The organism is Nocardia sp. SSK8 (assembly GCF_037034205.1).
Lineage (GTDB): Bacteria > Actinomycetota > Actinomycetes > Mycobacteriales > Mycobacteriaceae > Nocardia.
The window spans coordinates 683,953-696,082 of sequence record NZ_JBAGKD010000002.1 but is presented as its reverse complement, the minus strand read 5'-3'; the positions used below and the strand labels follow the sequence as shown (position 1 = coordinate 696,082).

The 12,130-nt window shown below is 71.8% G+C and carries 12 protein-coding genes; 6 read left to right on the top strand and 6 right to left on the bottom strand.

All coding sequences use genetic code 11. The features are described 5' to 3' along the window. The first annotated feature begins 201 nt into the window (after positions 1–201). The 6 genes from WA675_RS06720 (at position 202) to WA675_RS06695 (ending at position 5,791) form a co-directional block, all read left to right on the top strand. Entirely contained in the window at positions 202–1,008 is an 807-nt protein-coding gene (locus tag WA675_RS06720) for a bestrophin-like domain (protein ID WP_336082815.1), read from the top strand. Positions 1,009–1,088: 80 nt separating this feature from the next. After that, positions 1,089–1,934, top strand: a complete 846-nt coding sequence (locus tag WA675_RS06715) for a hypothetical protein (RefSeq protein ID WP_336082814.1) — start codon at positions 1,089–1,091, stop codon at positions 1,932–1,934. Positions 1,935–2,294: 360 nt separating this feature from the next. Next, positions 2,295–3,467, top strand: coding sequence for a cytochrome P450 (locus WA675_RS06710; protein WP_442945565.1), 1,173 nt, complete (start codon positions 2,295–2,297; stop codon positions 3,465–3,467). Between the two features lie 10 nt (positions 3,468–3,477). After that, positions 3,478–4,692 carry a cytochrome P450 family protein gene (locus WA675_RS06705; RefSeq protein WP_336082810.1) on the top strand — a complete coding sequence of 405 codons (1,215 nt, stop codon included), beginning with the start codon at positions 3,478–3,480 and terminating at the stop codon, positions 4,690–4,692. Positions 4,693–4,803: 111 nt separating this feature from the next. Next, positions 4,804–5,214, top strand: coding sequence for a hypothetical protein (locus WA675_RS06700; RefSeq protein WP_336082808.1), 411 nt, complete (start codon positions 4,804–4,806; stop codon positions 5,212–5,214). 25 nt (positions 5,215–5,239) lie between these two features. Next, on the top strand, positions 5,240–5,791 hold the full coding sequence (locus tag WA675_RS06695; RefSeq protein ID WP_336082806.1) for a dihydrofolate reductase family protein: 552 nt from the start codon (positions 5,240–5,242) through the stop codon (positions 5,789–5,791). A 38-nt stretch (positions 5,792–5,829) separates the two neighbouring features. Here the strand turns inward: WA675_RS06695 and WA675_RS06690 are convergent, their stop codons facing one another. Genes WA675_RS06690 through WA675_RS06665 form a run of 6 tightly spaced genes read right to left on the bottom strand, consistent with a single transcriptional unit; the run spans position 5,830 to position 11,957 of the window. Continuing rightward, positions 5,830–6,345: a hypothetical protein gene (locus WA675_RS06690; RefSeq protein WP_336082804.1), complete on the bottom strand. Its 516-nt coding sequence runs from the start codon at positions 6,343–6,345 to the stop codon at positions 5,830–5,832. Between the two features lie 50 nt (positions 6,346–6,395). After that, positions 6,396–6,929: a chorismate--pyruvate lyase family protein gene (locus WA675_RS06685; RefSeq protein ID WP_336082802.1), complete on the bottom strand. Its 534-nt coding sequence runs from the start codon at positions 6,927–6,929 to the stop codon at positions 6,396–6,398. Between the two features lie 13 nt (positions 6,930–6,942). Continuing rightward, positions 6,943–8,121, bottom strand: coding sequence for an FAD-dependent monooxygenase (locus tag WA675_RS06680; protein WP_336082801.1), 1,179 nt, complete (start codon positions 8,119–8,121; stop codon positions 6,943–6,945). Next, positions 8,118–9,497, bottom strand: a complete 1,380-nt coding sequence (locus tag WA675_RS06675) for a class I adenylate-forming enzyme family protein (protein ID WP_336082853.1) — start codon at positions 9,495–9,497, stop codon at positions 8,118–8,120. The genes WA675_RS06680 and WA675_RS06675 overlap by 4 nt, the downstream gene beginning before the upstream one ends. Before the next feature lie 31 nt (positions 9,498–9,528). Next, positions 9,529–10,797, bottom strand: coding sequence for a GNAT family N-acetyltransferase (locus WA675_RS06670; RefSeq protein ID WP_336082800.1), 1,269 nt, complete (start codon positions 10,795–10,797; stop codon positions 9,529–9,531). Next, on the bottom strand, positions 10,794–11,957 hold the full coding sequence (locus tag WA675_RS06665; protein ID WP_336082798.1) for an ornithine decarboxylase: 1,164 nt from the start codon (positions 11,955–11,957) through the stop codon (positions 10,794–10,796). The genes WA675_RS06670 and WA675_RS06665 overlap by 4 nt, the downstream gene beginning before the upstream one ends. Between the last annotated feature and the right edge of the window lie 173 nt (positions 11,958–12,130).

Sequence of the window (12,130 nt, the reverse complement as noted above, 5' to 3'; positions counted from 1 at the left end):
TGAGCACTACCGCTACTGAGCCCCACGCACCGCCCATCCGCCGACCAGGAAAGTCCGTCCGGGAGGTGACGCGCTGACCCGCCCGGCTACGGCCCGGCGGGTGTAACTCCTTGGGGTGGAAGGAATTCGGGCGCAATCCATCCGGCCGGGTGCCGCGAATACCCTGTGATCGCTTCCACCCCGGCAGGAACGGAGTCGCGGATGTCAGGAATGCTGTTGCAGCTGGGGGTGCTGGCGCTGTTCGTGGGTGCCGCGGTGGGCATCTTCGTGCTGGGGGACCGGGTGCGGCCCGAATCATGGCGCCACGACGACGATTCGGGCGCGGGCTCGATGATGCTGGACATGGTCAACATGTTCTTCGCGGCCATCGTGGCGTTCGTGGTGGTGATCCTGTGGCAGCAGTACGACACCGCGCACGCGCACACGGTGTCGGAGGGCAAAGCCCTGGTGAGCGTGTACGAGTCGACGAGCGACCTGCCCGAGGCGGATCGCGAGAAGATCCGGGCCCTGGTGACCGCCTACACCCGGCAGGTGGTCGACGAGGAGTGGCAGGTCATGGACGAACACCGCCGACTGAGCCCAGCCACCCAGGCGACATTGGACGAACTGCAGGAAGCCGTGGATGCCGTGCCCGCCGCGACCGTCGAGGCGAAGGCGAACCGGGACGAGACGGCCACTGCCGTCGCGGGCATCGCCGACGCGCGCTTCGACCGCGGCCTGGACGCCGGGTACCGGCTCCCCGGCTTCCTCTACCTCGCCCTGTGGTTCGCCACCGCGATGCTGATGTTCGGCACCGTCTTCTCCGGTGTCGTGGTCACCAGACGCAGCATCCTCATGACCGCGCTGTTCGGGCTGGTGATCGGCGCGGTCATGGTGGCCGTCTACCACTTGGATCAGCCGTTCGCCGCCGGAAACCACGTCGCCAAGGACGCCTACGAGCTCGCGCTCGCGCGCTTCGAGGACCTTGCCGCGGACCCGTCGTCCAGCGACGACAGTATCCCGCGTTGACCGGGCCGGGCAGTGATCCCTACCGGGCATTCGGAGGCGCGGTGAGCGGGAAACGCAGAGCGGCACAAGGATTCGTGGCGGTGGCGGCGAGCGCGGTGTCACTCGCGGTACCCGCACCGCACGGCGTGGCCGACCCGGGAGTGCCGACAATCGACCAGATCATCAGCGGCAGTGCGGCTCCGGGGACCGCGGCCGCCCCGGGCGACGGACAGTCCGCCGGGCTGGAACTGGGGCTCGGCACCGGCAGCGCGGGTACACCGGGCCGGGCCGCGGTGCCGAGTGGCAGCTCGGCGGGGAATGTCCCGAATCCGGCGGCCGGGCAGTCCCTCGGCCTCGGCCCGGACACTCCTCCTGGGATCGACGCGCCCGGCGCGATCGCCTCGGATCCCGCGCCGGAACCAGCGTCGATCGCCGTCCCGGGCACGCTGGGCGGTCTGCTGTTTCCCGACACCGATCTCCTCCTTCCCGCCTGTGTCGGCAGTGCGGCGGTGGGGAGCGCCGCACTGGGCTCCGGCATCGTCACCGGTAGCGGCTTCGGCTCGAGCCTGATCGGCGTCGGTTCCAGCGGCATCATCGGCTCGGGTTCCGCCGGTGCGGGCAGTGTGGCGGTCGGCAGCGCCGCGGCAGGCAGCGCGGCGCTGACCTGCCTGCTGTTGCTGCCGGTCCCGAGTCTGCCGGAGCTCGGCATCCCGCTGAACATTCCGCCCACCGCGGCGGAGCCGGTGGCGGTCCCCGCTCCGGGGCCGCTGCCCGAGGTGATCCCCACGATTCCGGCGGAGATCCCGCCGTTGCCGCCACCCCCGGTCGCGACCGCCGCGCCCGTCCAGTCGCCCCCCGCGCCACCCCTCACCGCGCTCCAGGTGATGACCGTCCTGATCGTCACCGTCATCGCAGGTGCGCGTGCTCGCCTGCGTGGACGAAGGTGAAATCGCTTGCCGCGCAATCCAGTTGGTACAGTCGTCGGCGGGTCGGGTGGTGCGGACCGCAGACCGCGCCACCCACCCACCTGTGCATCGGCCCCTCGGCGTTCCCGGGTACGCGATTGTTCCCTGATGCCGGTGGTCCAGGGTGTGATCCCGGTGAGCGGAATTCCGTCCTGGGCCAACGCATTTCCCCTCGGGGCCGTGGTGGGCGGCGGGAGCGGCCGTCGTAGTGTGTGAGGCAGTTCGTGCTTCACGCTCTCGTCAGGAGTCACCTTCGTGGACAGCTTGCGCCTGCCCAGCCCGCCCGCTGCCGCTCCCTGGGAAACCGGTCCGTCCGCGGTGGTGCCGGGGCCGTGGTTCCCGATGTACTCCGAGGAATTCGCCGCCGACCCGCACGGGAGCTATCGCGAACTACGGCGCGCCTACGGGCCTTTCGCGCCGGTCGAGCTGGCGCCGGGCGTGCCAGCGACGCTGGTGATCGGGTACTACGAGGCCGTGCGGATCCTCAACGATCCGGAGAACTTCCCGGCCGATCCCCGGGCGTGGGAGGTCACCGTTCCCGACGACTGCCCGGTCAAGCCGATGATGATGTGGTATCCGAACGTGTTGCGCAACACCGGCGTCGCGCACGCGCGGTACCGGGGGGCCAATGTGGGCGCGATCGGCGGCGTCGATCTGCACGGGCTGCACGCCGTGGTCGAGCGCGAGGCCATCCCGCTGATCAACACCTTCTGCGAGAGCGGGCAGGCGGACCTGGTCTCGCAGTACGCCTTCCCGCTGGTCTTCGCCGGGCTCAACCATATGCTGGGCTGCCCGGGCGATATCGGGCAGCGAGTGGCCACCGGCATGGCCATGCTCTTCGACTCGGTCGACGACGGCGCCGTGCAGGGCATGACCATGCTCAGCGAGGCCCTGATGGACCTGATCGAGCTCAAGCGGCGCGAACCCGGCGACGACATGGTGACCCGGCTGCTCCAGCACGACGCCGGACTCGACGACACCGAGATGCTGTACAACATCATCAGCATCTACGGCGCGGGGATCGAACCGCAGCAGAACCTCATCATCAACGCCCTGCGGCTGATCCTCACCGACGACCGCTTCGCCGGCGACGTGATCGGTGGCAGCCTGTCCACCCGCGACGCGCTCGACGAGGTGCTGTTCAACGATCCGCCGATGGCCAACTTCGCCATCTCCTATCCGCGCCACCCGATTCCGGTCGGCGATGTGTGGCTGCCCGCGAACCAGCCGGTCATGATCAGCTTCGCCGCCTGCAACAACGATCCCGCGATCGGCGGCGAACGCACCGGCAACCGCTCGCACCTGGCCTGGAGCAGCGGCCCGCACGCCTGCCCGGCCAAATCGGTGGCCACCCTGGTCGCCCAGGAAGCTGTCGATCAGCTCCTGGATGCGCTCCCGGAGTTGCGCTTGGCGGTGGGAGCGGATGAACTGTCTTGGCGCCCTGGACCTTTCCACCGGGCGTTGGCAGCGCTGCCGGTGGTCTTCCCGGCGAGCCCGCCATTGAATGTGATGTAGGAGAACTACTGTGAGCCTTCAACCTCTGGCGCTGGATCTGACCGGGATCGATATTCAGGGCGAGAACGAGCGCATCCGCGAGCGCGGACCGGTGACCCTGGTCGAGCTGATGGGTGTGCCCGCGTGGTCGGTGACCGACGCCGAACTGCTGAAGAGCCTGCTCGCCGACCCCCGCGTGTCCAAAGACGCCGCCCAGCACTGGGGTTCGTTCGCCAACGGCGAGGTCGGCGCGGACTGGCCGCTGTTCGCGTGGGTGGCCGTGGACAACATGTTCACCGCCTACGGTGCCGATCACCGCAGGCTGCGCAAGCTGGTCTCGCCCGCGTTCACCCACCGCCGCACGGCCGCGCTGCGCCCGCGCATCGACGAGCTGGTGACCACGCTGCTCGACGGCATCGCGAAGTCCCCGGCCGGTGAGAGCGTCGACCTGCGCGAGCGGTTCGCCTACCCGGTGCCGATCCAGGTGATCTGTGAACTGCTCGGCGTGCCCGAGGAGATGGATCCGGCCCTGCGCACCTGCGTGGCCCGCTTCTTCGACACCGAGATCACCCCGGAGGCCGCGCAGGCCAACTACCTGGAGATGTACGGCCTGATCGGCGAGCTGGTGGCACTGCGCCGCGAGCAGCCGGGCGACGACGTGACCAGCGTGCTGATCTCCACCCACGACGAGGACGGCGAGCGCCTGACCGAGAAGGAGATGATCGACACGCTGATGCTGGTCATCAACGCCGGGCACGAGACCACCGTCAACCTGCTGGACCAGGCCATCTTCAACCTGCTCACCCACCCCGAGCAGCTCGCCGCGGTCCGCGCGGGCGAGGCGACCTGGGACGACGTGATCGAGGAGACCCTGCGCTACGAGTCGCCGGTGGCCCACCTGCCGCTGCGCTACGCCGTCGAGGACATCGAGATCGACGGGCTGCGCATCGCCAAGGGCGAGGCCATCCTGGCCTCCTACGCCGCGGCGGGCCGCGACCCGGGCCTGCACGGCAGCACCGCCGCCACCTTCGACGTGACGCGGCTCAAGAAGGACCATGTCGCCTTCGGCCACGGCGCCCACCACTGCATCGGGGCCCCGCTGGCCCGGCTCGAGGCCTCCATCGCCCTGCCCGCGCTGTTCGAACGGTTCCCCGACCTGCGCTTCGCGGTCGACCCCGCCGAGGTGGCGCCGGTGATCGGCTTCATCTCCAACGGCCACCGCGAGCTGCCGGTGTATGTCGGCTGATCGGGGCTTGGTGCAGAATGTGAAGGGTGTATCGGAAACCTGAGAGGACATCCGGGGTGGCGGCAGCGATGAGATCGACGGGTGTCGCGACCCCTGTTCGCGGTTAGTGCGATGTCGGATCAGGAAACCGGATCGAGATTCGCCCGCGAGCCGGACGAGGGCCGCTTCGACGCGGTCGAGCGGCTGCGCCGCAAGTGGGAAGAGGCCAAGGCCGCCGAGGACCGTGCGATGTCGAACGTCGTGCGGTTGCCCCGGCGGCCGCGGCGCGGCAGGCCCGAGGTCGGTGATCCGCCGCCCACCCGGCCGGTGACCCGCGCCGAGCTGGAAGCCGAAACGAGTCCGTGGCCCGCCCCGGCCCCCGCCGATGGCAATGTCATCGACCTCGGCGCCTCGCGGCGCCGCCGGGCCGGTGCCGACGCGGTGCCAGGGCGCACCCGGCCGCGGGTGATGCCGCGCCGGGTCGGGCCCGGTGAACAGAACCCCGAGGGCGATTCCGCACCGCCGGAGTCGCCCGGTCGATAACCGAGTCGAGGAGGTCCGCACGGTCATGCGCACACTGAGCTACGGAATCGGGATGTCCCTGGACGGGTACATCAACGACCGCGACGGCAGGATCGACTGGACTGACCCCGACGACGAACTACACCAGTTCCACAACGACCGATACCGCGAGATCGAGATCTCGCTGCACGGCAGGCGCCTGTACGAGCTGATGGCCGATCACTGGCCGCACGTGCCCGCCGACGCGCCGCCCATCCAGCGCGAGTTCGCCGAGCTGTGGACCGGCAAGCCGAAAGTCGTCTTCTCCCGCACGCTGTCCGAGGTGCATTGGAACAGCACACTCGTCAGCGAGAACGCGGTCGAGGAGGTGCGCAGGCTCAAGGCCGACGGGGACGGTGTGCTGGAGGTCGGTGGCGCGGGTCTGGCGGCCTCGCTGATGCCGTACGGGCTCATCGACGAATTCCAGGTGTTCGTGGTGCCCACGATCCTGGGCGGCGGCACGCCGATGTTCCCGCCGCTGGACGGGCGTATCCCGCTGCGTCTGGTGCAGACGCGGCAGTTCGCGACGGCGATGATGCTGCGTTACGTCGTCGAGTGAGCGGGTGGCGGGCCCGGCCTTCCCGCCACCCCGGTCTGCTACTTGTGGAAGGTCACGAGGTAGGCCGCCGCGGCGGGCTGGAGCGGGTTCTCGCAGCTCGGTTCCACGCCGGTGCCCACGACGGTGACCTCGGCGCCGGCGAAGCGGGTGCTGTCGGCGGTGACCGTGCCGGTCGCGGCGTAGGTCCGGTCGTCGGCGGAGATCGTGCCGGTGGTCTCGGTGACGGTGCGGGTGCCGTCGTCCCAGTAGGTGGTGCTGGTGGTGGTCGCGTCACCGCAGGCGGAGCCCTCGATGGTCAGTTCGGAGTGGCCGGAGATCAGTGGGCTGCCCGCGGCGTCGGTGCAGGTGATGGTGTCGCGGGCGGTCAGGCCCAGGCCGAGGAAACCGGGGGTGAGGGTGGTCTGCGCGACGCAGACCGCCTGGGCGGTGGGGTCGGCGGCGGGCTGGGCCGTGGCCATCGGCGACAGGGTCGCGGTGGCCGCGGCCGCGGCGAGCGAACAGGTGGCCAGCGCGGCGGGCAGGCGGGCCGAGCGGATGGTGCGGGAGTTGATCACGAAGCGTTCCTTTCACGGTTGTCGACGGGGAACGAACGGGGAGGCCGGACTCAGGTGAGGTCGGCGGGGAACAGGGCCGGGTTGTAGATCTCGGTGAGGTGCAGCCGGGGGCGGCCTTCGGTGCGGATCAGATAGCGCTTCCCGGCGGCGGGCGTACCGGTGTCCAGGGGCCAGGGGTAGTGGCCGGTGGACAGCAGACGGCGGCTGTGGGGGATCCCGGCCGAGAGCAGCGCGGGTCCGAGCGGGCGGCGGCGGTCCTCGCAGAGGGGATAGAGCGGGTTGTCGGGCGTGGCGACGATGACGGCGCGGTTGACCGACGCCGGTTGCCGCCCCGGGCCGAACAGGACCGAGTCGCGCAGCAGGACGGGCTCGGTGCCGGTGAGCTCGAGGTCGCGGGTGAGCGCGGGGCCGAGATCGTCGGCCCGCCGTAGGGCCTGGTGACGGACCTCCACGGTCACCGGTGCGCGGAGTACGGCCTCCAGGATCGAGGTCGTGGTGCCGTCGTTGGCCAGCAGCGAGCGGGTGGTGGGATCGGCGAACGCGGTGAGCAGGATCGGGGCCTCCGGGTCGGTGAGCAGGGGCACAGCGGAGCTCCTGTCAGTACGGACCGCCGGGGATTCCGGCGTCGCGGGGGCCGTAGGGGATGCGGTCGAGCCATGCCCCGGCCGGGGCCCAGTGCGGGGCGGCGAGCGCGGCGGCGCGCTGCCGGGTGCGGGTGAGCCGGTCGGTGGCGAGGAGGTGGTGCAGGGCCTGTCCGGTCGCCAGGCGGTTGCGCACGGCCGCGCCGCGCCGGGCGGTGTCATAGGCGGTGAGCGCGTCGGCGCGGGTGGCCCGGTCCGCGAGGCTGTCGGCGACCGCGTCGGCGGCGGCGAGCGCGTCGGCGATCCCGGAGTTGAGGCCGCGCGCGCCGAACGGGGCGAACAGGTGCGCCGCCTCGCCGACGAGCAGGACGCGGTGCCCGGCGTCGACGAAGGTGTCGGCGACGGCCTGCCGGAACCGGTAGTGCGAGGTCCAGGTGATCTCGCACGGCCGGTCGCCGGGCAGCAGCGGGCCGATCCAGGCGGCCGGGTCGGCGGTCAGGGACGCGATGTCGTCGGTGGGACGGCATTGCAGGTCGATCCGCAGGCCACCCCGGAACGGCGCGGCCAGCACATGGCGGTGCCCGACGGCGGGGTGGCGGTAGTGGAAGACGCGCTCGCAGCCCCGCGGCGGCCGCCGGGGATCGTCGGCGACATCGACCACGAGGAACGAGGCGTCCGAGCGGGTTCCCGACAGCCGGGTGCCGATCGCGGTGCGGACGGTGGACCGGGCGCCGTCCGCGCCGATCAGGAACCGGCCGCGGTGTCCGCTGCCGACCTCGACCTCGTCGGCCCGCACGCACACCTGCCGGACCGGTGTCTCCCAGACGAGGCGGACGCCCGCGGTGCGGCAGGCCAGGCGCAGTTCGGTCTCCAGATCGCGCTGGGAGAGGCTGGTGAAGGGCCGCGGGCGGTCCGGGCGTACCGGGTACGCGCGGCGGAACACCGTCCGGCCCGCCCACAGTGTGTGTTTGCCGTCCCAGGTGACGCCGCTGTTCGAGACCCGGTGCGCCAGTGCGGGATCCGCGGTGGCCAGGGTGCGCAGGGACGCGCCGTGCAGGAAGATCGCCCGGCTGCCCTCGCGCACCGAGCTCTCCGGCTCGGCCTCGAGCACCGTGACCGACAGTTTCCTGGCCGCGCACAGCAGGGCCACGGTGAGTCCCACCGGGCCGCCGCCCGCGACCAGCACGTCGGTCATGCGGAGGTTCCCGCCAGGTCCGGTGCGGGCAGGTCCCGCCGCACCACCTTCCCGGTGCCGGTGCGCGGGAGTGCGGGCAGCACCACCAGGCGCCGGGGCAGTTTGTAGGTGGCCAGGTGCGGGCGGCAGAACTCGACGATCCGGTCGAGGTCGGGTGGGGTCGCGGAGCGGGGCACGATCCACGCGCAGGTGACCTCGCCGAGCACGGGGTCGGGGAGCCCGGCGACGGCGACATCGCGAATCGCGGGATGCCGGGCCAGGATTCGTTCGACCTCGGCCGGGTGGATGGTGAATCCGCCGCTGAGCACGACGTCCTTGGCGCGGCCGTGGATCCGGACCCGGCCGGTCGCGTCGATGCTGCCGAGATCGCCGGTGCGCAGCCAGCCGTCGGTGTCCACACAGCCCGCGGCGGAGCCGAGATAGCCCGCGGTGACCGGGATCCCCGCGACCTGGAGTTCGTCGGTGCGCACCCGCAGCCGGATCCCGGGGACGGCGGTCCCCACGGTGCCGTGCCGGTCCGGCAGATCCGGTGCCGCCAGGGCCGCGAACCCGGCGAGCTCGGTCATGCCCCAGCCCTCCGCGAACGCACCGCCGACGCTCGCCTCCCAGTCGCGCGCCAGCTCCGCGCCCGCGCTCTGCCCCGCCGACAGCGCGCACCGCAGCCCGGCGAGCAGCTCGGCGTCCGGGTGGGCGAGCAGCCGCCGGAACATGGTCGGCACGCCGGTGACGGCCGTGGCGTGCGTGCGGGTGACGGCCTCGAACAGTCCGGGTTCGTCGAAACGGGGGAGTACCACCAGCGTCGCCTCGGCGGCCAGTACCGCGTTGAGCACATTGGTGCCGTACGAATGCGCCAGCGGGAGGGCCGATATCACGACATCGCCCGTGTCCCAGCCCATTCGGTGGGTGAGGTGCTGCCCACCGGCGGCGACGGCCTCGGCCGATTGCAGCACGCCTTTGGGTCGGCCCGTGGTCCCGGACGTGTAGGCGATCGTCGCGACGCCGGTGGGACCGGGCGACGCGGGGCCGCGCGCGATCCTGGCCCCGGTGGCATACCCGTCCGGCCACACCAGGCGATCGGGGAAGCGGCCGGTGAGGGCGGCGGCGACCGCGCCCGGGACCAGGGCGAGCCGCGCCCCGGAATCGCCGAGGACGTGGGCGATCTCCTCGACCGCCGACCCGGCATGGAGCGGCACACCCACCGCCCCGATCCGCCGCAGCGCCAGATACACGGCGACCCAGCGCACGTCGTTGGGCAGACAGACCACCACCGGGTCACCGGGGCCGATCCCCGCCGCCTCGAGCTCCCCGGCGGCGCGGTCGGCGATCCGGGTGAGGAGTCCGTGGCTGTATCGGCCGGACTTGGTGATCAGCACGATGTCACCTTCTGGGTAGTCGTCACGGCGGGGGTCACAGCACGTAGGTCAGGAACGGCGCGCGTTCCGGCGTGGCCATGGCGTCCCAGCGCCACACGTGCCGGGGGTCGGCGGCCCGGATCTGCCCGGCGCGCAGGTATCCGGACGCCGGGGTGCCGCCGAGCACGATCGAACCCAGTGTCGCCACGTCGAGTTCGAGGTCGGGCTCGGTGGTGGTGCGGTGGCAGGTGCCGACGCCCTTGTCGACCTCGAGGTGATAGGTGCCCGCCGCCCAGCCGCGGGTGTCGTGGACGCGCACGGTCAGCGTGCCGTCGGCCGCCCAGGTCCGGGCGGACAGGACGGCGGGAACGTCGAGCAGCCGCAGCCACAGCGCGTCGCGCCGGTGGGTGCGCAGCCACCGGGCGTCGGTCACCCACCAGCGCAGCGGATCGTCGACCGGCAGGCGCGGGACCCGGATCTCGCCGACCATGTCGATCGCGAACAGGAACCGCCACAGCGCGCCCGCCGCCTCGGCATCGGCGGCCAGGAAGTCGACCACGTGCAGCACGCCGTCGGGGGCCTTGTCGGCGGTCCAGCCCGGCGCCACCCGATAGGAGACGAAACCGCGTCCGTCGAGCACCGCGCACTGCCTGGCCCCGCCGCTGGGATCGCCCAGCGTGCACAACGCGTCCAGGACCGGTGAGGCGGGGTCGGTGGCCAGCCGTTCCCAGAACCCTTCCGGCGGAACGAGTTCGCCGGGTGTCGACCGGTACTTGTTCGTGAACACGGTGCGCGCCGCCGCGCGGGCCTCGCCGCCGGTGACCCGGCGCAGCCGCAGATCTGCGCCGGGTACCTCCTCGCGCAGGCCCGCGCGACGGAGGTCGATGCTCATCCCGTCGCACCAGGCGGCGGGACCGTGCCCGAAGCGCCGGTAGATCGGCCATTCCGAGGGCCAGTCGGCGCAGGCGGCGCGGCCTTCCTCGACGGCACGCTCGTAGATCCGCTCCAGCAGGTGGGTCATCAGGCCGCGCCGGGTCTGGGTCGGATGGCAGGATCCGGCCGTGCCGATGGCCACGGGCACGGTCGCCCCGCCCGGCAGCACCAGGTCGGCGTCCAGGGACATGTTCGTCGCGGCGAAGCCCTCGGCATCGGTGACGGCCAGGCCGCGCGCCGCCGGGAAGGTGCGCCGGTAGAACTCGAAGACGGCCGGGTCGGCGCCGAGCGGTTCGGCCAGGGCGGTGAGCCAGCAGTTCAGCCACTCCCGGTAGCGATCCTCCGGAATGCCTTCGACGGTGGTGAATTCCGGTGGGAGCGTGCGGGTCATCGGGAGGCCTCCGTGAGCCGGGCGGTCAGCGTGTGCTGGGGGACGGGCGGGTAGCCGCAGAAATCGGTGGTCGCCATGGTGGCGCAGTAGGCGCCGGTCGAGCCGATCAGGAGCCGGTCGCCGGGGGCCAGCGCCACCGGCAGGTGGTAGGGGTTCTCGGCGCGGAGTTCGTCGAGCGGGTCGCAGGACGGGCCGCACAGCACGACCGGACGGGTCGGCGCCCCGGCCGGGTGATCGAGGGTGTGGACCGGGAATTCGAGCCCGCTCACCAGGCATTCGGTCAGTCCCGCGTTCCAGATCCCGGCGTCGAGGACGAGATGCGCGCGCTCGCCGCGGTCGAGGACCGCCTTGACCCGCGTGACCGTGATACCGGCCTCGGCGACCAGGCTCCGGCCGGGCTCGACCACCACATCCAGGTCCTCGGTGCCGAAATGCTCGCCGATCGCGGCGCGAATCACGGTGGCGCACTCCCGGATCGACGGCACCGGAAGTCGATACGACGCGGGCATACCGCCGCCGACATTCAGGATGCGCAGGCCACGGAAACCCTTCGCGCGCAAAATCATCCACACCCGGGCGGCGTGCGCGATCGCCGAGCGCCAGCGGGCCGGATCGGTCTGCTGGCTGCCCACCTGCCAGGTCAGTCCCGCCACCCGCAGCCCCACCGTCTCCGCCAGGTCGGCCAGCGCCACCGCCTCGTCGGCGCCGCAGCCGAAGCGGGAACTCATCGGCAGCTGCGCCCCGCCCGGCGCGCAGGCCAGCCGCAGCAGCACCGACACACCGGGCGCCGCACGGTCCAGCCGGGTGATCTCCGCCGCCGAGTCGGCGGTGAACAGCCGCACACCCAGCTCGGCGGCCGCGGCGATCTCGGCCTCGTCGCGCACGATATTGCTGTGCGACAGGCGTTCCGGCGGGCAACCCGCCTGCAGCGCGAGCCGTATCTCGGCGGTCGAGGCGACATCCAGCGACGCCCCGCGCCGCACCAGCGCCGCCAGCAGCCGCGGCTCCGGTCGCGCCTTCACCGCGAACTGCACCCGGCCGCGGCCATCCAGTGCGGTCAGGTAGTCGTCGTAGGCGTCCTCGACCGCGTCGAGATCGAAAGCGGCATAGGGTGTTTCACGGTCGATCCGGGCAAAGCGACACAAACGGTCACTCGGCATCCAGGGATCTCCTTCCGGTGGGCACTCCAGAAATCACGACCTGCGAACATACGATGTACGAGCTGTCATCCGGTACCGCCACCGAACTCGCCCGTCCCGGCGCGCGAGAGCGCGGGTGTCCGGACGATGGTGCGCGACAACGTATATCACGGTGCGCGTGGCGTCGTGCGGGC

Excerpts from the sequence above, each read along its gene's own strand:
- WA675_RS06665 (WP_336082798.1), bottom strand. The coding sequence starts at position 11,957 with ATGCCGAGTGACCGTTTGTGTCGCTTTGCCCGGATCGACCGTGAAACA.
- WA675_RS06720 (WP_336082815.1), top strand. The coding sequence starts at position 202 with ATGTCAGGAATGCTGTTGCAGCTGGGGGTGCTGGCGCTGTTCGTGGGT.
- WA675_RS06700 (WP_336082808.1), top strand. The coding sequence starts at position 4,804 with ATGTCGGATCAGGAAACCGGATCGAGATTCGCCCGCGAGCCGGACGAG.
- WA675_RS06670 (WP_336082800.1), bottom strand. The coding sequence starts at position 10,797 with ATGACCCGCACGCTCCCACCGGAATTCACCACCGTCGAAGGCATTCCG.
- WA675_RS06695 (WP_336082806.1), top strand. The coding sequence starts at position 5,240 with ATGCGCACACTGAGCTACGGAATCGGGATGTCCCTGGACGGGTACATC.
- WA675_RS06710 (WP_442945565.1), top strand. The coding sequence starts at position 2,295 with ATGTACTCCGAGGAATTCGCCGCCGACCCGCACGGGAGCTATCGCGAA.
- WA675_RS06680 (WP_336082801.1), bottom strand. The coding sequence starts at position 8,121 with ATGACCGACGTGCTGGTCGCGGGCGGCGGCCCGGTGGGACTCACCGTG.